General features: G+C 63.1%; 13 protein-coding genes. 11 read left to right on the top strand and 2 right to left on the bottom strand.

What is annotated here, in order from left to right; all coding sequences use genetic code 11:
* The first annotated feature begins 215 nt into the window (after positions 1–215).
* The 8 genes from X757_RS159320 to X757_RS159355 all read left to right on the top strand — a co-directional run bounded on the left by X757_RS159320 (position 216) and on the right by X757_RS159355 (position 15,596).
* Entirely contained in the window at positions 216–2,144 is a 1,929-nt protein-coding gene (locus tag X757_RS159320; RefSeq protein ID WP_023725409.1) for an autotransporter assembly complex family protein, read from the top strand.
* 2 nt (positions 2,145–2,146) lie between these two features.
* Positions 2,147–8,194 carry a translocation/assembly module TamB domain-containing protein gene (locus X757_RS159325; RefSeq protein ID WP_023725408.1) on the top strand — a complete coding sequence of 2,016 codons (6,048 nt, stop codon included), beginning with the start codon at positions 2,147–2,149 and terminating at the stop codon, positions 8,192–8,194.
* Between the two features lie 252 nt (positions 8,195–8,446).
* A complete protein-coding gene (locus X757_RS159330) occupies positions 8,447–10,099 on the top strand; it encodes an ABC transporter substrate-binding protein (protein ID WP_023668187.1) in 1,653 nt (550 codons plus the stop codon).
* Positions 10,100–10,321: 222 nt separating this feature from the next.
* Positions 10,322–11,356 carry an ABC transporter permease gene (locus X757_RS159335; RefSeq protein ID WP_023668188.1) on the top strand — a complete coding sequence of 345 codons (1,035 nt, stop codon included), beginning with the start codon at positions 10,322–10,324 and terminating at the stop codon, positions 11,354–11,356.
* 13 nt (positions 11,357–11,369) lie between these two features.
* Positions 11,370–12,527: an ABC transporter permease gene (locus X757_RS159340; RefSeq protein WP_023690814.1), complete on the top strand. Its 1,158-nt coding sequence runs from the start codon at positions 11,370–11,372 to the stop codon at positions 12,525–12,527.
* Between the two features lie 48 nt (positions 12,528–12,575).
* Positions 12,576–14,792 (top strand): ABC transporter ATP-binding protein, encoded by a 2,217-nt coding sequence (locus X757_RS159345; protein WP_023725407.1) that lies wholly within the window; start codon positions 12,576–12,578, stop codon positions 14,790–14,792.
* 142 nt (positions 14,793–14,934) lie between these two features.
* Entirely contained in the window at positions 14,935–15,162 is a 228-nt protein-coding gene (locus X757_RS159350; protein ID WP_023668191.1) for a hypothetical protein, read from the top strand.
* On the top strand, positions 15,159–15,596 hold the full coding sequence (locus tag X757_RS159355; protein ID WP_023725406.1) for a TA system VapC family ribonuclease toxin: 438 nt from the start codon (positions 15,159–15,161) through the stop codon (positions 15,594–15,596). The genes X757_RS159350 and X757_RS159355 overlap by 4 nt, the downstream gene beginning before the upstream one ends.
* A 56-nt stretch (positions 15,597–15,652) precedes the next feature.
* Here the strand turns inward: X757_RS159355 and X757_RS159360 are convergent, their stop codons facing one another.
* On the bottom strand, positions 15,653–16,243 hold the full coding sequence (locus X757_RS159360) for a transglycosylase SLT domain-containing protein (RefSeq protein ID WP_023725405.1): 591 nt from the start codon (positions 16,241–16,243) through the stop codon (positions 15,653–15,655).
* A 217-nt stretch (positions 16,244–16,460) separates the two neighbouring features.
* Here X757_RS159360 and X757_RS159365 point away from each other — a divergent pair, with 217 nt between their 5' ends.
* Positions 16,461–17,999, top strand: coding sequence for a trimethylamine methyltransferase family protein (locus tag X757_RS159365; RefSeq protein WP_023725404.1), 1,539 nt, complete (start codon positions 16,461–16,463; stop codon positions 17,997–17,999).
* A 75-nt stretch (positions 18,000–18,074) separates the two neighbouring features.
* Entirely contained in the window at positions 18,075–20,501 is a 2,427-nt protein-coding gene (locus tag X757_RS159370; RefSeq protein ID WP_023725403.1) for an FAD-dependent oxidoreductase, read from the top strand.
* A 110-nt stretch (positions 20,502–20,611) separates the two neighbouring features.
* Here X757_RS159370 and X757_RS159375 read toward each other — a convergent pair whose 3' ends face one another.
* Positions 20,612–21,004, bottom strand: coding sequence for a DoxX family protein (locus tag X757_RS159375; protein WP_023725402.1), 393 nt, complete (start codon positions 21,002–21,004; stop codon positions 20,612–20,614).
* 208 nt (positions 21,005–21,212) lie between these two features.
* Between X757_RS159375 and X757_RS159380 the strand changes: the two genes are divergently transcribed.
* Positions 21,213–21,701, top strand: coding sequence for a hypothetical protein (locus X757_RS159380; protein ID WP_023725401.1), 489 nt, complete (start codon positions 21,213–21,215; stop codon positions 21,699–21,701).
* Positions 21,702–21,765 lie beyond the last annotated feature (64 nt).

Below are 21,765 nucleotides of genomic sequence, written 5' to 3'. Positions count from 1 at the left end.
GAGGACGGGCAGGTTTCCGCCCGCCAACGGTTCCCAAACCGGCCAATGACCGGTATGCCGATAGTTCATCCACGGGAAAGGGATCACGCTTTCTTGCGAAAACGCAGAAGGTGTGAATTCCAAGCCCTGCCTATTTCAGACAATTGGATTGTGGCCCCTTTACGAGCGCTTCAAAACTTCATTCCAATTTTAGTTTTGTAACCTAGGTTGTCCTGATGCCGGCGTATGAAGCGCAGATGTCGAAGGTAAGTGCGCCACGGCGCACGCTTTCGCGTGCGCTGATTGTGGCGTTGGCGTGCTCGACCGTGCTCGTTGCCGAATCGGGGTCGGCGGCCGCCTTCGAGCTCTTCGGCATCAAATTGTGGGGCTCTTCGAATGACGAGGACGCCGATATCGTCGACCCGCTGCGCTATGTGGTGACCATCGAAGCGCCCGATGCCGACAAGGACCTAGTCAAGAAGCTCGAAAACGCCTCGTCGCTGAAATCCGACGAAGACCGCCCGGTTTCCGGCTCGCTCGGCCTTTTGGCAAAGGCGCGTAGCGACCGCGAACAGCTGGTCGCCGCGCTTTATGCCGACGCCCGTTATGAAGGCGTCGTCACCATCACCATCCAGGGCAAGGCGCTCGACGATTTGCCGCCCGATGCCGAATTTACGGGTCCGCAGCCGATCCCGGTGGTGATCAGCATCTCGAGCGGGCCCAAATTCACGCTCGGCAATATTCGGCTGGAGGGCGATGCCGCCGGGCTGGCGAGCGCCGATTTCGGCCTGATAGCCGGCGGCGATGCCGGCTCGGGCGCCGTGCTCAAGGCCGAGGCGCTGATCGTGCGGGCGCTGAAGCAGGAGGGCCGGCCGCTGGCCCGGATCACCGACAGGCAGGTCGTGGCCGAGCACACCACCTCGACGCTCGACGTGACGCTGACGGTGGCCGCCGGGCCGGTTGCCGGTTATGGCGACACCACCGTCGATGGCACCGAGAAGGTCAATCGCGAGTTCACCGAATATATGACCGGGCTGAAACGCGGCCGGCAATATTCGCCCGACGAGATCGACGATGCCCGCGACCGGCTGCTGAGGCTCGAAGTGTTCAACAGCGTGACGCTGAAGGAAGCCGACAGTCTCGACGCCGACGGCAACATTCCGATCGGCGTTCAGGTCAGCGAGCGCAAACCGCGCTATTTCGGCGTCGGCGGCACTTTCTCCAACACCGAAGGGCTAGGCCTGGAAGGCTATTGGGGCCACCGAAATCTGTTCGGCCGGGCCGAAAAGCTGCGCATCGAGGGCAAGATCAGCGGCATCGGCAGCAACGATCTCAGCGAGCTCAACTACAATGCCGGCATCATGTTCGAGAAGCCGGGCGTGATCGGGCCGGCTTCGAAATTCATCGCCAGCGTCAAGACCGTCCTCGAACATCCCGATGCCTACGACCATTTCTCGGTCAAGGGCAGCACCGGCCTGTCCTATGAGATCGACAAGAAGCAGACGGTTTCGGCTGAAATCGCGCTGGACTATTCCAGGATCACCGACGCCTTCGGCAAGCACAAATACCTGATCGCCAGCATTCCGCTGCAATATGTCTATGACAACAGGGACAACCGGCTCAATCCGACCAGCGGCTTCAGGGTTCTGGCCTATGCCGAACCGAGCTACGACATTCTGAGCGGCGCCGCCTTCCTCAAGCTCAGGGGCGAGGGGTCGGCCTATCAGTCGCTCGACACGGCCTCGAAATTCGTGCTTGCCGAACGCGTCGCGCTGGGTTCGATCGTCGGCACCGGCCTTCAGAACGTTCCAGCCGACAGGCGCTTCTATTCCGGCGGTGGCGGCTCGGTGCGGGGCTATGCCTATCAGGGCATCGGACCGAAGGACATCGACAATCAGCCGATCGGCGGGCTTTCCTTCTTCGAAACATCGGTCGAAATGCGCATTGCGCTGACCGACACGATCGGCATCGTGCCGTTCGTCGACGCCGGCACTGTCTCGACCACAGCGACGCCGGACTTTTCCGACGTGAAGGTCGGCGCGGGCGTTGGCCTGCGCTACATCACGCCGTTCGGGCCGCTGCGCATCGACGCCGCCGTGCCGCTCAACCGCGACCGTGGCGACCCGCGTTTCGGCATCTATGCCGGGATCGGACAGGCGTTCTGACGATGAAGATTTTGAAACGCATCCTTCGCCTGTTTTTCTACACGCTGCTGATCGTGGCGGCGGCGGGCATCGGCGCGCTGGTCGTGCTGACCAAGACCGAGCGCGGCCGCGAAAATCTCGCCGGCATCATCTCTGACATGGCCTCGTCAAGGGACAGCAAAGTCACGGTCAGCGGCATTAACGGTATCTGGTCCGGCGCGCTGACGGTCGACCATGTCGTGCTGGAAGACCGCGAGGGCGCCTGGCTGGTGGCCCGCAAGGTGGCCATCGACTGGTCGCCGCTGGCGCTGCTGTCGAAGAATTTCAGCGCCGACCGCATAGCGGCCGAACGGATAGAATTGGCACGGCTGCCTGTGGCGAGCACCGAGCCGAGCAAGAGCGGGTCGGGCGGCCTGCCGGTTTCGCTTGATATCAGAGCGATCGATTTGCCGGAGATCGCGTTCGGCCAGCAACTTGCCGGCAGCGGCATTGCCGAACTTGCGGCCAAGGGATCGGCCAAGGTCGATGCGTCGCCACTGGCGATCCAGACGGTGCTCAACGTTACCCGCCATGACGGCAAGCAAGGCAATGTCGACGCCAACATCCACTTCGCGCCGGATGAAAACAAGCTTGACCTCGATCTCAAGGCTTCCGAGCCGGCCGGCGGCATCATCGCCAACCTCCTCAAACTGCCCGGCGCGCCGCCGGTCAACATCATCGTCTCAGGCACCGGGCCGCTGGCCAACTGGAGCGGCATCGGCACCTTTATGGTCGACGGTCAGATCGTTACCCAGCTCACCGGCCGGCACCAGCTCACCGACAAGGGCAACCGGATCGAGGCCAAGGGCGACGGTTCGTTCGAAGGCTTCCTGCCGGAACGGTTCAAGTCGCTGTTTGCCGGCAAGACCAGCTTCGACCTAGCCGGCACGGCGACCGCGGCCGGCGGCGTCGACATCGAGCGCGCTGCAATCGAGAGCGACGCAGTTCATGGTACCGCTGCCGGCATGGTCGACCCCAACGGCGCCAGCGACCTTTCGGTCGAACTCGTGGCCAAAGCCAAGCCGGTCACGGTCAATGTCGGTACCCAGGCGCAGCCGATCATGGTGGCCATCAACAATGTGACCGCGCGCGCCTTCGGTGACGGCAAGGCGCCGATGATTGACGCCAGCGCTTCACTGGTCCCGGTGGTGGCGGGCGGCTCTCAGGTGAACAATCTGGATGCGCGGATCCATTCCGACGGTTTCGACATCGAGAACCGCAGCGGCCCGCTCAGCGTGTCGCTGGCGGCGGCCGGGCTGAAGACCGACGTCGCGACACTGGCCCCGCTGGTCACCGGCAAGCTGACGGCCTCTCTTTCCGGCTCGATCAGCAAGGATGAGATATCGCTCGATGAGGGTACGCTGCGCAGCGATGCGCTCAATGCCGGGCTGACGGCCAAGGTGGCGCTGGCCGACCTCGCCATGACGCTCAAGATGAATGCCGATGCTGTGTCGACGGCGCTGCCGCCGCAGATCAGTTCGCTGCTTGGCGAACGGGTCAAATTCTCGGCGACCGCGACGCGCGATCCGCAGGGCTCTTTCGCCGCCAACTCGATCGAACTCACTTCCGGTTCGCTGAGCGCCAGCGGCACCGCCAGCGCGCAAGGCAGCGATATCCAGGCCGACATCAAGGGCAAGCTCGGCGACGTCTCGGTGCTGTCTTCGCTGGTCGGCGTGCCGGTCGCCGGCGGGGTCGATTTCGCGCTGACGGCAAGCGGCGCGCGCAACGCACCGGATTTCTCGGTTTCGGCCGACAGTGCCAGCCTGACGGCCTCCGGCCGCACGGTCAAGGACATCAAGCTGACCGCATCGGGCAAGGCTGACATTGTGAGCCCGGCCGCAGATATCTCGCTGACCGGCGCGGTCGACGAACAGCCGCTCGCCATCAAGGCGGCGCTGGTGACGAGCGATGGCAAGCGCTCCATCAAGGGGCTCAGCGTAGCGCTGGGCGACAACAAGGTGTCGGGCGACCTCACGCTCGATGAAAAATTCCTGCCGCTGGGGACGCTGACGATCTCCGCCCCCGATATCGCGCCGCTGGCGTCGCTGGCCGGGCAGACGGCGGCCGGCGATATCGGCGGCACCGTGGTGTTCGCCAAAGACGGCGAGGCTCCCACTGTCACCATCAATGCAGCCAGCGTGTCGATCGCGCGCGGTGATGTGGCAGCCAAGGCAGTCACCGTCAGCGCACTGATCGCCAACTATCTCAACAGCCCTGCGATCTCCGGCACGATCAAGGCCGAGAGCGTGACCTCGGGAACGACCGTCGTCAGTGGCATCGGCGTCGACCTCAAGCGTGACGGCGACTGGACGAATTTCACCGGCGGCGCAACCATATCAGGCATTCCGGCGACAGCTGCCGGGCGGGCGAAGATTGCCGGCGGCGCGACCAGCGTCGAGATCGCGTCCGGCGAGGCGACGGTGCGCGGCATCAAGGTGGCGATCGCCGAGCCGTCGAGCCTGACCATTGCCGATGGCATAACCAACATTCAAAGGCTGGTAGTCGATCTCGGCGGCGGCTCGGTGACGCTGTCGGGCACGGCGGGCCAGACGCTCGATCTGGCGGCGACCTTCTCGGCGCTGCCGGCTGCGCTTGCCAATGGCTTTTCACCCGGCCTCGATGCCGGGGGCACGCTCGACGGCACGGCGCAAATCACCGGGCCATCGGCAAATCCCGACATCCACTTCGATGCAAAGCTGGCCGGCGCCGAGACCAGCCAGACCCGTCAGGCCGGGCTCGGGCCGCTCGATGTCGATGCGGCCGGCAGCTATTCCGCGGCCGGCGGCGTCGTGCTCGACCAGGCGACGCTTTCGGGTGAGAAAATCTCCGGCAACGCGGCCGGCACCCTCAACCCGAACGGCGCCAGCGATTTTGCGCTCGACCTGACCTCTTCCGGTCCGAGCCTGCCGCTGGCGTTCGGGAGCGTGGAAGGCCCGATCAAGCTCGAACTGCAGGCGCTGTCTGTGAAGGCGGCGGGGCAGGCTGCGCAAGCCAAGCTCGATATCTCGGCGGTGTTGCCGTCGGTGGCGACGAATTTCACCAAGGTCGAGGGCATCTCGCTGGCGCTGCATTCCGACGCGTTCGATGTGAGAAGCCGCACCGGTCCGATCTCGGGCACGATGACGGCGGACAAGATCGGTCTGGACAATCCGACCATCGCGCCGCTGATCGCCGGCAAGATCACCGCCAAGATCGCCGGCACCCTGGCGGCGGACGCGATCACCATCGACAGCGGCTCGGTGCAGGCCGATGCGCTGGGCAGCGCCTTCAATGGCCGTGTCGGCTTTGCCGATGGAGCAATCGACCTCAACCTCAACGCCGACGTGCTGTCGGCGGCGTTGCCGGCGGCGGCGCGCAGCGTGCTGGCAGAGCGCACGCAGCTCAGCGCCACGCTGAAGCGGGATGGCAATGGCAATGTCAGCGCCAATCCGGTCAAGCTGGCGTCGGGCGCACTGACCGCGGACGGTCAGGCCAGTCTCGCCGACAACAAGCTCAGCGCAGATATCAAGGGTGCACTGGCCGACATCTCACTGTTGTCGAAAGATGCCAAAGGCGCGATCAGCTTCGCACTCAGCGCGCAGGGGCCTAGCCTGGCGCCGGACCTGTCGCTGACAGTCAACAGCGACCGGCTGCTGGTGGCGGAACGCGAAATCACCGGGTTGAAGCTGACCGCCACCGGCAAGGCCGACGCCGCCAATCCGGCGGCCAATGTGCAACTGACCGGCAATGTCGCAGGGCAGGCGCTGCAAGGCAGCGCGGTGCTGGCGACGGCCGACGGCAAGAGCGCCATCAACGGCCTGCTGTTGTCACTCGGCAAGAACAGGATTTCCGGCGACCTCGCCCTCGACGAGGCTTTCGTGCCGGTCGGCACCATCGCGCTCGACCTGCCGGATATCGGGCCGCTGGCGGCGCTGGCGCTGGAAAAGGCCGAAGGCGATGTGCGCGGCACTATTGCATTCTCCAAGACCGCGGATGGCCCGAACGTCGCGGTCAAGGCTGCGACCGCTTCGATCACGCGCGGCGACCTGCAGGCGAAGACGGTGTCAATCGATGCGCTGGTCGCCAACTATCTCGCCGCGCCGGTCATCTCGGGCAAAATTCGCGCCGACAGCGTCATTTCCGGCGGCACCGCCATCAGCGGCATCGATGTCGATTTGAAGCGCGACGGCGAATGGACCGGGTTTTCCGGCGGCGCCACCGTCAAGGGCATTCCGGCGAAGGCTGCGGGCAGGGTAAAGGTGGCTGGCGGCACCACCACCATCGAACTCGCTTCCGGCCAGGCCACGGTGCAGGGCATCAAGGCGGCCATCGCCCAGGCCTCGACCGTCAGCATCGCGAACGGCACCACGACGCTGGACAAGCTGGTGCTCAATCTCGGTGGCGGCACGGCGACGGTGACCGGCAAGGTCGGGCAGGCACTCGACATCAGCGCCGCGCTGTCGAAGGTGCCGGCCTCACTCGCCAACAGTTTTTCGCCGGGCCTCCAGGCCGCCGGTTCGATTTCGGGAACAGTCAAGGTAACCGGCGCGCCGGGCAATCCGACTGTCGCTTTCGATATCGATGCTGGTGGGGTGCAGACCTCGCAGACGCGCAGCGCCGGTCTTGGCGGCATGAATATCTCTTCGTCGGGAACATTCGCCGGCAAGAAGCTCACCTTCAACGCCGGCATCAGCGACGGCGCCGGGCTTGGCCTCAAGGGCGGCGGTACGGTGACGACGGCCGGCACACCAGCGCTGGTGCTCGACTTCAACGGCAAGGTGCCATTTTCCTTCCTGGCCGCCAAGCTTGCGGCGCAAGGGCTGTCGCTCAGCGGCACCGCCAACGTCAATATCCAGATGCGCGGCCCGGCGGCGTCGCCGGTGATCGGCGGCACGGTCAGCACGTCGGGCGCCCGCCTGGTCGACGCGCGTTCCGGCCTTGCCGTCAACGACATTGCCGCCGACATTTCGATCGGCAACGGCGTTGCCCGGATCAACCGGCTGACCGGCACGCTGTCGACACGCGGCAGCCTGTCGGCCTCCGGCACCCTCGGCATCAATCCGGCGCAAGGTTTCCCAGCCGATTTGTCGATCAAGCTGGTCGACGGCCGCTATACCGACGGCAGGGTGGTGACAGCCAATCTCGGCGGCGACCTGACCATCAAGGGGCCGCTCACCTCGGCGCCGGTGATTTCGGGCACCGTCAACCTGGCCAAGACCGTCATCACCGTTCCCGATAAGCTGCCGGGCTCGCTGGCAGCGCTCGGTGTCAAGCACAAGAACGCGCCCGCCTCCGTGCGGGCGCAGGACAAGGCCTTGCGACCGGCGGCGGCCAGCGGGGGTGGCGGCAGTGGACTTGTCCTCGACGTCACGGTCAATGCGCCGAACCAGATCTTCATCCAGGGCAGGGGGGTCGATGCCGAGTTCGGCGGTTCGCTGAGGCTGACCGGCCCGGCGGCTTCGCCGCAGGCGGTCGGCACCTTCACCTTGCAGCGTGGGCGGCTGTCGATCCTCGGCAAGCGGCTGACCTTTACCGAAGGCACGGTCGGCTTTTCGGGCTCGCTGGTGCCCTACCTCAACTTGACCGCGACATCGACCACGACCAGCGCCACCGTCACCATCGTCGTCTCGGGCGAAGCGACCAATCCGAAATTCGACTTCTCATCGGTGCCGGCGCTGCCCGAGGACGAGGTGCTGGCGCAGCTGATTTTCGGCCGCTCTATGTCGAACCTGTCGCCGCTGCAGATCGCGCAGCTGGCCGAGGCCGCCGGCCAACTGGCCGGCGTCGGCGGCTCGACCTCGCTGCTCGAAAACCTGCGCAGTGCAATCGGCGTCGACGACCTGGATGTGACCACCGATGACCAGGGCGGGACGGCCGTGTCGGCGGGCAAGTATCTCAATGACCGCACCTATGTGACGATCCAGAAAGGCGACAGGCCAGGATCGGGCAAGGCGACGATCGACCTCAATGTCGGGCGCGGCGTCAAGCTGCGTGGCGAGGCTAACGATGGCGGCGAGGCCAAGGGCGGCATATTCTACGAAAAGGAATATTGAGTTCCTGGCGCTTACCGCCGCCGGAACTGGCGCTGTCTCAACCCGCCCAAATGTATCAGTTACTCGCCTAAGCAGATTCCGGCGGAATCTGGGCGCGCTAGCACTTTTGCGCCAAGTCTGTCGTTATCACGCGAACCGCTCCCTTTTCAAAGTTGCACATTCCCTAACAGGTTCCGTAGCCATGCCGTCTTTGACATCACGGCAGGGATGCGGAATGTTAAAAGGCGGAAAGCCAACAATGGGAGTTAAGGTATGACAAATTACAAGAGTAATGGCGATCGCGTTCCCGATCACATCCTGGCCATGGCCGAAGAAGCCAAGGCAGGCAAAGTCGATCGCCGCGAGTTCCTCGCCATGGCCAGCGTGTTCGGCGCGTCGACTGCGATGGCCTACGGCATGCTCGGCGTAGCCGTGCCGACCCAAGCCAGGGCCGAAGAGGTGCAGGGCAAGAAGGGCGGCATCCTGAAAGTCGCGCAATGGGTCAAGGATCCCAAGGATCCACGCAAGGCCGATTGGTCGGAAATCGCCAATGCCGAGCGCCAGGCGCTTGAGCCGCTGGTCAAGTACACCAGCGAATACACGTTCCGCCCGTACCTTCTGGAGAGCTGGGAGGTCAACGACGACGCCACCGAGTACACGCTGCATGTGCGCAAGGGTGTGACCTGGTCGAATGGCGATGCCTTCACCGCCGATGACGTCATCTTCAATCTCAAGCGCTGGGCCGACAAGAAGGCCGAGGGCAATTCCATGCCTGGCCGTCTCGGCACGCTGGTCAAGGACGACAAGCTCGACGAAAGCGCCGTGACCAAGGTTGACGACCACACCGTCAAGCTGAAGCTCGGCAAGGCCGACATCGCGCTCATTCCGAACATGTGCGACTATCCCGGCCTCATCGTGCACAAGAGCTTCGACGAGAAGGGCGGCGACTTCAAAGCCTGCCCGATCGGTACCGGCCCGTTCGAGCTCGTCTCCTACGATGTCGGCCAGAAGGTGGTCTACAAGCGCCGCGAGGACAACAAGTGGTGGGACGGCGAGGTGTTCCTCGACGGCATCGAATTCGTCGACTACGGCACCGATCCGGCAGCCATGGTCAGTGCCTTCGAGGCCGGCGAAGTCCATACGAATTTCGAGACCTCGGCCGACTATGTGTCGATCCTCGACGGACTGGACCTTGTCAAGTCCGAAATCGTCACCGCGTCGACCATCGTGTGCCGCACCAACATCAACAACAAGCCTTACGGCGATCAGAAAGTGCGCAACGCGCTGCAGTTGGCGGTCGACAACAATGTCGTTCTGCAGCTTGGCTACGGAAATGCCGGCACGGTGGCTGAAAACCACCATGTCTGCCAAATCCACCCGGAATATTACGAGCTGCCCAAAGTCGCTCGCGATCCGGCCAAGGCCAAGGCGCTGATGGCGGAAGCCGGCCAGGCCGACTTCGAGCATGAGCTGATCACGGTCGACGAAGACTGGCACAAGAATACCGGCGACGCCATCGCCGCGCAGATGCGCGACGCCGGCCTCAAGGTAAAGCGCACGGTGCTGCCGGGCTCGACGTTCTGGAACGACTGGACCAAGTACCCGCTGTCGATGACCAACTGGAACATGCGCCCGCTCGGTGTTCAGGTTCTGGCGATCGGCTATCGCACTGGCGAGGCGTGGAACGAGTCGGCCTATTCCAACCCCGAATGGGATGCCAAGCTCAATGCAGCATTGGCCGTCGCCGATGCGGCCAAGCGCAAGGAAATGATGAAGGACATCGAGCAGATCCTGCAGGATTCCGGCATCATGATCCAGCCATACTGGCGCAAGCTCTACAGCCACTCGGTCAAGGCGGTGCAGAATTACAAGATGCATCCGACCTTCGAGCGCGACTACGGCAAGGTCTGGCTCGACCAGGCGTGATTGAACGTCAGGGAAGGGGCGCTTCGCTCCTTCCCGTCACGCCTTGCATCGTCCAGAACCGGAAGCCGCCGCAGCAAAAAGTTGCGGACTCTCCTGAAAGACCGTTCAATAAAACTGGGTTGATTGCATCCGAGTGCCGATTTGACGGCCAACTCTGCCGGCAACGGCAAAGCTGGTTTTTCGAACTGGCTCCAACCCCAACCAGACCGGCAGGGGACCGCCATGCTTTCTTTCGTAATCCGGCGTCTCGGCACCATGGCATTGACGATGCTGTGCCTGACGATGATCGTCTTCTTCCTGATCAACCTCGAGCCGAATTTGAAGAAGCTGGCGATCAGCCAGACCGAAATGCACACATCGGCCGAACAGCTCGAAAGCTGGCTAGTCAACCATGGCTACCGGCAGAACTTCTTCGTGCGCTACGGGCAATGGCTGGGCGTCGTCCCGAAGCAACCGGTGACCGATCCGGCGACCGGCAAGCCGACGCAGCGTTTCTCCTTCTGCAACGATCCGCTGGAGCCGAAATTCTCCGGCATCCTGGAAGGTGATTTCGGCTGCTCGACCAAGTTCAAAACCTCCGTTGCGTCAAAGCTCTTCCCCGCACTCGCCGCCACCGGTATCCTGATGCTCTGTGTGCTGTTGGTGATGGTGCCAATTTCGCTGCTGATTGGCATCCTGGCCGGCATGCGCGAGGGCTCGCGAACGGACCGAACGCTGTCCGTCGCATCGATCGCGTCGACGGCGACGCCCGAATATGTGTCCGGCGTCATCTTCACCGTCATCTTCGCCTCCTGGCTCGGCTGGCTGAACGGTTCGGCCGCCTCGGCAAGCCAGGGCATCACCTTCTACAATTTCACCCTGCCGGTGATGACGCTGGCGATCTACGGCATCGGCTACATCGCCCGCATGACACGCGCCTCGATGGTCGAGGTGATGACGCAGCAATATATCCGCACCGCCCGGCTGAAAGGGCTTTCCTTCGGCAGCGTCGTCGTCAAGCACGCGCTGCGCAATGCGCTGATTGCGCCCTTCACCGTCATCATGCTGCAATTTCCCTGGCTGCTTACCGGCGTCGTCATCGTCGAGGTGATGTTCCGCTACCAGGGCTTTGGCTACACGCTGGTCGAGGCCGCCGGCAACAACGACATCGATCTGCTGCTTGGCTGTTCACTGGTCTCGGTGTTCATCGTGCTGATCACGCAGCTCATTTCGGATGTCGGCTACGCGTTCCTCAATCCGCGTATCAGAGTTCAATAGGGGGCTGGGGCAGATGCAGGTCGAATATATCGGTGCCTTCAATGTCGTGCTCGGCGTGATTGGGCGTTTCTGGCCAGTCTGGTTAGGGCTTGCCCTGGTGATGGGGGTGAGCTTCACCTACAAGAAAAGGCTCGGCCTCTACGGCCAGTTGTTCGATAGCGGCGTCGGCATAGTCGGTGTCGGCATCTGCCTGTTCTGGCTGTTCACGGCAATCTTCGCGTCGACCGTCGCGCCCTTCGATCCGCTCGCCCAGGTCCCGATCATGAAGGATGCGCTGCCGGGCGCGCTCGAGCCGGTATCGAAACTCATCTACTATTTCGGCGGCGACAAGCTCGCCCGCGATGTCTTTTCGCGCATGGTCTATGGCAGCCAGATCGTGCTGATCATCGCACCGGCTGCGACCGGTTTCGCGCTGATGGTCGGCATTACGCTCGGTCTGCCCGCCGGCTACTATGGCGGCCGGATCGACACCGTGCTGTCCTTCCTGGCCAATCTGGTGCTGGCCTTCCCGGTGATCCTGCTGTTTTACCTGCTGGTGACGCCGGGCATCATGGATACGCCGATCCCATACGCCATGGCCGGGCTGTTCTTCCTGTTCCCGATCATCTTCTTTTCGGTGCTGTTCTGGACCCGCTACAAGAACCGGCCGGACCGCCTCTATATATTGCTCGGGCTGACGCTGATCATCGGCGGCTGGGTCTATGCCGGCCTGGTGTTCGACGCCGATCCGTTCAAGATCATCCACATCGATCCCAACCAGCTCAACATCTTCGTGGCGGTGGTGTTCGCCTCCAGCCCCGGCGTATTCCGCATCGTGCGCGGCCTGGTGATGGACATCAAGACGCGCGACTATGTGGCGGCGGCGCAGACGCGCGGTGAATCGCCCTGGTACATCATGCTGTGGGAGATCCTGCCCAATGCGCGCGGACCGCTGATCGTCGATGCCTGCCTGCGCATCGGCTACACCACGATCCTGCTCGGCACGCTCGGCTATTTCGGGCTGGGCCTGGCGCCGGAGAGCCCGGATTGGGGCACCGCGATCAAGGACGCCAGCCGCCTGCTGCGCTCGTTCATCCACCCGGCGCTGCCGCCGACGATCGCGCTGATGTCGTTCGTGCTGGGCTTGAACCTGCTTGCCGACTCGCTGCGCGAACAATCGATGAAAGACTGATCTGCGGGTTTCGGCCCCGCGAGCATGAAAATAGGATTGGAGCGACCCATGAATGAGGCAGTTCGAAATCCCGGCAACCCGACCCTTGGGCCAAGCGCTGCGCCGATCATCGAGATCGAGAACCTGTCGATCTCCTTCTTCACCCGCAAGGGCGAGATCCCTGCCGTCATGGACTTTTCCTGCACGGTGATGCCGGGCGAAGCCATGGGCATCGTCGGCGAGTCCGGCTGCGGCAAGTCGACCGTGTCGCTCGGCATCATGCGCGACCTCTCCAACATCGGAAAGATCGTCGGCGGCAAGATCAAGTTCCAGGGCAAGGACATGGGCGAGCTGTCCGACGAGGAGTTGCGCTCCATCCGCGGCAACAAGATCGCCATGATCTACCAGGAGCCGATGGCGAGCCTCAATCCGGCGATGAAGGTCGGCCAGCAATTGATGGAAGTGCCGCTGATCCACGATAAGGTGTCGAAGGAAGAGGCTTACAAAAGGGCGCTCGAAATGGTGCGCTCGGTGAGATTGCCGGATCCCGAACGCATGATGCGTTCCTATCCGCACCAGCTGTCCGGCGGTCAGCAGCAGCGCATCGTCATTGCCATGGCGCTGCTGTCGAAGCCGGCGCTGCTTCTGCTCGACGAACCGACGACGGCGCTCGACGTGACGGTGGAGGCCGGCATCGTCGAACTGGTCAAGGGGCTGGGCGAGAAGTTCGGCACGTCGATGATCTTCGTGTCGCACAATCTCGGCCTCATCCTCGAGACCTGCGACCGCATCACGGTGATGTATTCGGGCGAAGCGGTCGAGACCGGCAAGATCAAGGACGTGTTCGACCGGATGCGTCACCCCTATACGCAAGGGCTGTTCCGCTCGATTCCGCTGCCGGGCGCCGACAAGAATTCACGGCCGCTGATCTCTATCCCCGGCCAGTTGCCGCTGCCGCATGAGCGGCCCAAGGGCTGCAATTTCGGGCCGCGCTGCCACCATTTCGTCGAGGGCGTCTGCAATGCCGCCGAAATCCCGATGATCGAAGTCGCCGGTCACGAAGGGCATTTCTCGCGCTGCGTGCGCTTCAACGAGATCGACTGGGAAGCGCTGCCGCCCGGCGCCAAGAAGGTCAATGAGAAGGTTGTGCCCGGCGCGCCGGTGCTCAAGATCGAGGATTTGAGAAAATACTACAAGGTCGGCGGCAGCGAAGTGTTCGGCTCCAGCGAAGGCCGCGTCGTCAAGGCCAATGAGACGATCTCGTTTATGGCCCGCGAATCCGAGACCGTCGCCATCGTCGGCGAGTCCGGCTGCGGAAAGTCGACACTGGCCAAGGTCCTGCTGGGGCTGGAGACGGCAAGTGCCGGCACAGTGACGCTGGGCAACAAGGAGATCCAGTCGACCGGCATCGAGAAGCGCAGCGTCGAAACGGTGTCGTCGATCCAGATGGTGTTCCAGAACCCGTTCGATACACTCAATCCCAGCCACTCCGTCGGTTCGCAGATCATCCGCACGCTGGAAAAATTCAAAGTCGGCAACAATGTCGCCGAGCGGCGCAAGCGCATGCTGGAGCTGCTCGACCTGGTGAAGCTGCCGCGGGCCTTCGAGACGCGCAAGCCGCGTCAGCTCTCAGGCGGCCAGAAGCAGCGCATCGGCGTGGCGCGTGCCTTTGCCGGCGATGCCAAGGTGGTGGTGGCCGACGAGCCGGTGTCGGCACTCGACGTCTCGGTGCAGGCGGCGGTGACCGAGCTGCTGATGGACATCCAGCGCAAGAACAAGACGACGATGCTGTTCATCAGCCACGATCTGTCCGTCGTGCGCTACATCGCTGACCGGGTCGTCGTCATGTATCTCGGCTACATCGTCGAGCAGGGCACGACCGACCAGATCTTCGCGCCACCCTATCACCCCTACACCGAGGCGCTTCTGTCGGCTATCCCGATCGCCGACACCAGCGTGGTCAAACGGCACATCGTGCTCGAAGGCGATATCCCGTCGGCGATGAACCCGCCGAGCGGCTGCCCGTTCCAGACGCGCTGCGGCTACAAGAGGCTGGTGCCGGACAATCTGTGCGAGACCAAGGTGCCGCCGGTGAAGCATCTCGGCGATGGCCATGTGAGCCTGTGCTGGCTGTCGGACGATGTGCTGGCGACGATGGAGCCGGTGATCAAGTTCGACAGGGAACACGCAGCGCATGAGGGCGTGCCGGAAGACGCACCGGATGGGATCGGCCCCGGTTTCGCCGGCGAACCGCCGAAGCGCCCGCATGGCAAGAAGCCGAGCTGACCAGCCATAGAGGCAATGCCGCTCGTTGGCGCATTGCCGCAGCGTCGCCATAGCTCAAGGAACGACAGCTACGTTCGCTTGAATATTGCTGTCCATTGCTTTATGTGATGCGTGATGTTTGATGCGCGGTAGGGAGCATGTTGTGAGAACCACACTTGCAATCGATGACGATGTCCTACTTGCGGCCAAGGCCATGGCGCGACAGCAGGATCGCAGCGTTGGCGACGTCATTTCCGATCTGGCTCGCCGCTCACTGCGCAGGCCCCCGACCGGCGGTGAACGCAACGGCATCCCCTTGCTTGCATCGCGGCCCGACGGCCCGATGGTCGATCTCGAAATGGTCAATGCGCTTCGCGACGAATTGCCGTGACCTTCCTGCTCGACGTCAATGTGTTGATTGCGTTGATCGATCCGGCTCACGTCGCGCATGAAGATGCCCATCGGTGGTTCCAATCCACCGGGCATTTATCATGGGCAACATGTCCCATTACCGAGAATGGCGTCATCAGGATTGTAAGCAACCCGAAATACCCCAATTCTCCGGGTTCGCCCGCCGTGGTGGCGCAGATTGTCGGCAAGCTGCATGCCCTTTCAGGACATCAGTTCTGGCCTGACGAGATCAGCCTTGTCGGTTCCAACGACATCGATGCAGCCAGGATCCTCACCCCGGCACAGGTAACGGATAGCTATCTGTTGGGACTCGCCAAGGCGCGTGACGGCCAATTGGCGACGTTTGACCTAAAGCTGTCGACGGCAGCGGTAAAGGGAGGGAGGTCGATCCTCCACCTGATCCCAAGCGAATGAATGGCTGAGTTCCGCTTCGATCGCAAACTGCGTGGCTGCAAGACCGCTTGGCAACGTCAGCTGCCGCATTGCTGCAGCTGTTCGGCATAGTCGCGGGCCATCTTTTCGGTCGCCCTGGCATAGCCCTGCACGCCGGCGTCACCACGGTTGCCACGGCCGTAGGCCGTCCAGCCGAGATAGTAGGCGAGGTAGAGATTGTAGGTGTCGTTGCGGGCGACGCCGAACGTGCCTGATGTCTTGGAATGATACCAGCCGACGAAATCGACGGCATCGGCAAACTTGGTCCGCCTCGCCGCCCAACTGCCGGTTTCGCTCTGATATTGCGACCAGGTGCCGTCGAGCGCCTGCGAGAAACCGGTGGCTGACGAGACATGTTTCCACGGAATGAAGCCGAGCAGTTTGGTACGCGGCGGCCTGGCATTGCTCTTGAAACCGGATTCCTTGCGTACCGTCGCCATCAGCACGGGGACAGGGACGCCGTATTTCTGCGAGGCGCGCTCGGCGGCCGACTGCCAGTTGTCGAACCAGCCGTCGTTCTGGTCGAAGACGGCGCAGACATTGTTGATATGGTTGGGCGGCGTCGCGCAGGCCGGCAAAGCCAGCAGCACGCCAACCGCTACAATTTTACTCAAACTCGAACTACGCATTGGAAAACGAATAGGCCGAAATCATAAAGGGAATCTTGCGGCGTTTCTTAACGGCTTGCCGGCCTGGCTGCGCTCGGTGGGCCTGTATCATTATTCCGACCTTTTGCGTCGCCTCTGTCTCCATACGAATTCAAAAATGCCGCCTTGGCTAAAATCACGCCCGCGAAGGGCGGATTTCTGACAGCGATATCCGGATGCCGGCGCTCTGATGCCAGGCATGAATGAACCAAGACGAAAGCGCGGCGCGGAGCGAACCAGCAACCGGGGGCCCGCCGCCATCCCGCAACTTCCACTGCGGCGGGTGACCAATCCCTATCCGCCGATGGCGATGCTCTCAGTCGACCAGGTCGAAGCGATCCACCAGGCGTCGATGCACATTCTGGAAAATTTCGGCATCGAGGTGATGTCTCAGCGGGCGCTGGCGCTGTTCGAGAAGGCGGGCGCAAAAGTCGACCATGCGACCGCGAATGTCCGCATCGACCGGGGCCTTGTCGCCGAGGCGCTGAAGACCACGCAGTCCAGCTACCGGCTGACGCCGCGCAACTCCGCCAACACCATTCATCTCGGCGGCAACACGATCAATTTCACCCTCGTCGCCGGGCCGCCCAATGTGCACGACATGGAGCGCGGCCGGCGCGCTGGAAACTTGCACGACTATGCCGATCTGACCCGGCTGGCTCAGCATTTCAACTGCATCCACATGCTCGGCAACCAGGTCTGCGCGCCGGTGGAACTGCCGGCGAACACCAGGCACATGGATACTTATTTCACCAATCTGACGCTGACCGACAAATCCTTCCATGTCTCGGCGATCGGACGAGGCCGGGCGCTGGACGGCATCGAGATGATGGCGATCGCGCGCGGGCTGACGCTGGACGAGATGCGCGATGATCCCGGCATCGCCACCATCATCTCGGTCAACTCGCCGCGCCGTTTCGACGAGATGATGGCCGAAGGGCTGATGACCATGGCCGAGTTCGGCCAGTCGGTCGCGGTGACGCCGTTCACGCTGATGGGCGCGATGAGCCCGGTGACGCTCGCCGGCGCCCTGGCGCAGCAGAATGCCGAGGCGCTGTTCGGCGTGGTGCTGACGCAACTGGTGCGCCCCGGCGCGCCGGTGATGTACGGCGCCTTCACCTCCAACGTCGACATGAAGTCGGGCGCGCCGGCCTTCGGCACGCCGGAGAACACCAAGGCCAATATCGCCTCGGGGCAATTGGCGCGGCGCTATTGTCTGCCCTACCGCACGACGCCGGGGTCGGCATCGAATGCGGCGGACGCGCAAGGCGCCTACGAGACGCTGATGGCGCTGTGGGGCGCTGTGCTCGGCCACGGCAACCTCGTCTACCACGCCGCCGGCTGGCAGGAGGGCGGGCTGACGGCATCGTTCGAAAAGCTCATCATCGATGTCGAGATGATCCAGCACATGATGGAATTCCTGCGCCCGATCGTCGTCGACGAGGCGGAGCTTGCTGTCGAGGCGCTGGGCGCGGTGCCGACCGGCGGCCATTTCTTCGGCGAACCGCACACGCTGGAACGCTATGCCACCGCCTTCTACCAGCCGATGCTGTCCAACTGGCAGAATTACGAGGCCTGGCAGGAAGCCGGCGGCCTCGACACCACGGCGCGCGCGACGCGGCTGTGGAAGAAGGCGCTGGAAGATTATGTCGAGCCGGTGATGGACATCGCCGTGCGCGAGGCGCTGGAGGCGTATGTGGCCAGGCGCAAGGAAGCGATCGGGCAGGGCGACCCGTGACTTTAGCGTCGGCGCGCGGCGCTGCCTTTCTGATTCACCTTATCTCCTCAACTCATTGATAACAGAGCAAAACTCATGAAATCGCATGCAAAGGTCGTGGTCATTGGCGGTGGCGTCGTCGGGTGCTCCGTGCTGTTCCATCTGGCGCGTCATGGCTGGACCGATGTCGTGCTTTTGGAGCGCGACGAGCTGACCTCCGGCTCGACCTGGCATGCGGCCGGCGGCATGCACACGATCAATGGCGACCCCAACGTCGCCAAGCTGCAGAAATACACGATCTCGCTCTACAAGGAGATCGAGGAGCTGTCGGGACAGGCGACCGGCGTGCATCTGACGGGCGGCGTGCTTCTGGCGGCGACCGAGGCGCGGCTCGACTGGCTGCGCGGCGTCGTCGCCAAAGGGCGTTACCTCGGCATCGAGCTCGAAGAAATATCGGCCAATGAAGCGGCCGAGCTGATGCCGCTGCTCGACCCGAAACAATTCGTCGGCGCCGTCCGCAACAAGGAGGACGGCCATCTCGATCCCTCCGGCGTTACGCATGCCTATGCCAAGGCCGCGCGGAAACTGGGCGCCGAGGTCGAGCGCTTCACCAAGGTCGAGGACATTGTGCGCCGGCCCGACGGCATGTGGCGCGTCATCACCAACAAGGGCGAAGTGGTGGCCGAGCATGTCGTCAATGCCGGCGGGTTATGGGCGCGCGAGGTCGGCCGCATGGTCGGGCTGGAACTGCCGGTGCTGGCCATGGAGCACATGTACCTGATCACCGAGGATATGCCCGAGGTTGCGGCGTGGAACGCCAAGACCGGCACCGAGATCATCCACGCCGTCGATTTCGATGGCGAGCTTTATCTGCGCCAGGAGCGCGGCGGCATGCTGATGGGCACGTATGAGAAGGCCAACAAGGTGTGGTCCGAATTCCAGACACCGTGGAATTTCGGCCATGAACTGCTGGAGCCGGATATCGACCGCATCGCGCCGTCGCTCGAAGTCGGCTTCAGGCATTTCCCGGCCTTCGAGAGGACAGGCATCAAGCAGATCATCAACGGGCCCTTCACCTTCGCGCCGGACGGCAATCCGCTGGTCGGGCCGGTGCGCGGCCTCCCGGGCTTCTGGGTCGCCTGCGGGGTCATGGCGGGCTTTTCACAAGGCGGCGGCGTCGGTCTGGCGTTGTCCAACTGGATGATCGAGGGCGATCCAGGAGCCGACATCTGGGCCATGGATGTGGCGCGCTACGGCGACTGGGCGACGATGGCCTACACCAACGCCAAGGTGCGCGAGAATTATTCGCGCCGCTTCTCGATCCGCTTCCCCAATGAGGAGCTGCCCGCCGGACGGCTACTGAAGACGACGCCGATCTACGATCTGCTCTCGGCCAAGGGCGCGCAATGGGGTGTGTCCTATGGGCTGGAAGTGCCGCTCTGGTATGCGCCCGCGGGTGTCAAGGACGAGTTCTCGTGGCGGCGGTCCAGCGATTTTTCCCATGTCGCCAATGAGGTAGCGACGGTTCGTGAGAGCGTCGGCATGGCGGAGATTTCGAACTTCGCCAAGTACAAGATGACGGGCGAGGGGGCGGCCGCCTGGCTCGATCGGATTTTCGCCTGCAAGCTGCCCAAGCCCGGCCGCATGACGCTGGCGCCGATGCTGAAGGATGACGGCAAACTGATCGGCGATTTCACGCTTGCCAATATCGGCGACGGCGAATGGTTCATCGCCGGCTCCGGCATTGCCGAGCAGTATCATATGCGGTGGTTCGAGGCGCATCTGCCTGCGGATAGCTCGGTTCGTTTAGAGGCGCTGGGGCAGAAGCTGACCGGCCTCGCAATCGCCGGCCCGAAGGCGCGGGATGTCTTGGCGAAAGTCAGCCGCGCGGATGTCTCCAATGCCGGGTTCCCGTTCATGGCGGTCGCGAAAATGGACATCGGCACGGCGCCATGCCTGGTCGGCCGCGTCAGCTACACCGGCGATCTCGGTTACGAGATCTGGGTGGCGCCGGAATATCAGCGCGCTGCCTTCCGGGCATTGATGGCGGCAGGCGAGGAATTCGGCCTCGGCCTGTTCGGCTCGCGCGCGCTCAATGCGCTGCGGCTGGAGAAAAACTACGGCTCATGGGCGCGCGAATACCGGCCGGTCTACGGGCCGCTGGAGGCCGGGCTCGACCGTTTCGTCGCCTATGGCAAGGATGCCGATTTCATCGGCAAAACCGGCGCTCTTGCCGAGCGCAAGCAGGGCGGCAAGCTCAGGCTGCGCACATTTATCCTCGATGCCGACGATGCCGATGTCATCGGCGACGAGCCGATCTGGTACGATGGCGCGGTGCGCGGCTGGGTGACGTCGGGCGGCTATGCGCATCATTCAAAAAAATCCGTCGCCATCGGCTATGTGCCGAAGGAGATCGCAGACAAGAGCGACGGCTTCGAAATCGAAGTTTTGGGCAAGCGCCACGCGGCGCGCGTTCAGGCAGCGCCGCTCTTTGACGCGAACTTCGAGCGAATGCGCGCCTGAAGCGCTTCGGCTTCGCCGAGGCGCTTCAGATTCTTGTTTTGTGCAAGTCGTTTTTGTGCAAGTCGTTATCCCAAAACCGCTGCGCACCTTTGGGCGACATGCATTGCGCGTCAGGCGTTGCGGCGGTTGTCGAGCGCGAAGGCGCCGGCGCCGGCAAACACCAGATAGAGGAAGATGAAGCAGAAGGAGATTGCCGCGTCGCCGCTGTTGTTGACCGGGAAGAAGTCGCGCGGGTAGTGCGCCATGAAATAGGCGATGGCCATCTCGCCGGCCAGCAGGAACGCGACCGGGCGGGTGAACAGACCGAGCGCCAGCAGGATGCCACCGGCGAACTCCAGGATGCCTGCCGTCGCCGTCAGGCCGGTAAGAGCGTGAGGCTCGGCGCTGACCGGAAAATTGAACAGTTTCTGCGAGCCATGCTCGATGAACTGCAGGGCTGTGATGACGCGCAGGAGGCCGAGCGCCTGCGGCTGAAATCTGGCGAGACCATCAAAAAGCTTCATCTAAACTCCATTTTTCCAACCCTGCGGCCCGGCCATAAATTATCACCCGGCGCTGGACCATTCACTTCGCGTGGCCTGTCATCAACAATCGGTGATTAGAAATCACTTCCAGTCTGGACTTCGAAATTTGTTCTCGTTATGGTTGCATACAGCTCGTTTAAGTTGTATGTCTGCGTGTAGACACTCCAAACCAAACGGGTTCCTAGCCATGAAAAAAGTCGCCGTCAGCCTGTTCGCAATTCTCGCCAGCACCAGTTTCGCCGTGGCCGCTGATGCTGGCTGCGATGCCTTCAAATGGCCGGTGACACGCGAGCAGGAACTGTTTCCGGCTGCGCCCGCCGCGCAGTCAGGTGCCTCTCTTGCTTTCGGCGAAGCCGCGGATATGGCGCTGGAGCCGGTCGATGCGGTCAGCTTCACGGTCTCACCGCAACGCGCGCCGGCAGCCGGCACGTTCGGCGCGACGGCAAACGTGGCCGTGCCAACGGAAGGAGAGCTCCAGATCAGCCTGTCCGATGAGGCCTGGGTCGACGTCATTCAGGATGGCCAGGCCGTGAAATCAGCCGGTTTCAGCGGCGTGAAGACCTGCCCCGGCATCCGCAAGAGCGTGCGCTTCAAGCTGACGCCTGGCGCAGCCACGATCCAGCTCAGCGGCGCCAGGAAAGAGAACCTCAAGGTCGCGGTGCTGGCGCCGGAGTGACCGCGCCCGGACGCGCCTCTCATCGCACCGGCAGTGCGATGAGAGCAGTTTCCGTGCAGGCGAG

Source organism: Mesorhizobium sp. LSHC412B00, from assembly GCF_000503035.1.
In the GTDB taxonomy this organism is placed as follows: domain Bacteria; phylum Pseudomonadota; class Alphaproteobacteria; order Rhizobiales; family Rhizobiaceae; genus Mesorhizobium.
Note: the sequence above shows the minus strand (reverse complement) of the source record. Positions and strands in the feature narration are given on the sequence as shown.

What these genes read in the sequence shown, in the direction of transcription:
- X757_RS159335 (WP_023668188.1), top strand. Translation starts at nt 10,322, where the DNA reads ATGCTTTCTTTCGTAATCCGGCGTCTCGGCACCATGGCATTGACGATG.
- X757_RS159325 (WP_023725408.1), top strand. Translation starts at nt 2,147, where the DNA reads ATGAAGATTTTGAAACGCATCCTTCGCCTGTTTTTCTACACGCTGCTG.
- X757_RS159365 (WP_023725404.1), top strand. Translation starts at nt 16,461, where the DNA reads ATGAATGAACCAAGACGAAAGCGCGGCGCGGAGCGAACCAGCAACCGG.
- X757_RS159380 (WP_023725401.1), top strand. Translation starts at nt 21,213, where the DNA reads ATGAAAAAAGTCGCCGTCAGCCTGTTCGCAATTCTCGCCAGCACCAGT.
- X757_RS159370 (WP_023725403.1), top strand. Translation starts at nt 18,075, where the DNA reads ATGAAATCGCATGCAAAGGTCGTGGTCATTGGCGGTGGCGTCGTCGGG.
- X757_RS159320 (WP_023725409.1), top strand. Translation starts at nt 216, where the DNA reads ATGCCGGCGTATGAAGCGCAGATGTCGAAGGTAAGTGCGCCACGGCGC.
- X757_RS159345 (WP_023725407.1), top strand. Translation starts at nt 12,576, where the DNA reads ATGAATGAGGCAGTTCGAAATCCCGGCAACCCGACCCTTGGGCCAAGC.
- X757_RS159330 (WP_023668187.1), top strand. Translation starts at nt 8,447, where the DNA reads ATGACAAATTACAAGAGTAATGGCGATCGCGTTCCCGATCACATCCTG.
- X757_RS159375 (WP_023725402.1), bottom strand. Translation starts at nt 21,004, where the DNA reads ATGAAGCTTTTTGATGGTCTCGCCAGATTTCAGCCGCAGGCGCTCGGC.
- X757_RS159360 (WP_023725405.1), bottom strand. Translation starts at nt 16,243, where the DNA reads ATGCGTAGTTCGAGTTTGAGTAAAATTGTAGCGGTTGGCGTGCTGCTG.
- X757_RS159340 (WP_023690814.1), top strand. Translation starts at nt 11,370, where the DNA reads ATGCAGGTCGAATATATCGGTGCCTTCAATGTCGTGCTCGGCGTGATT.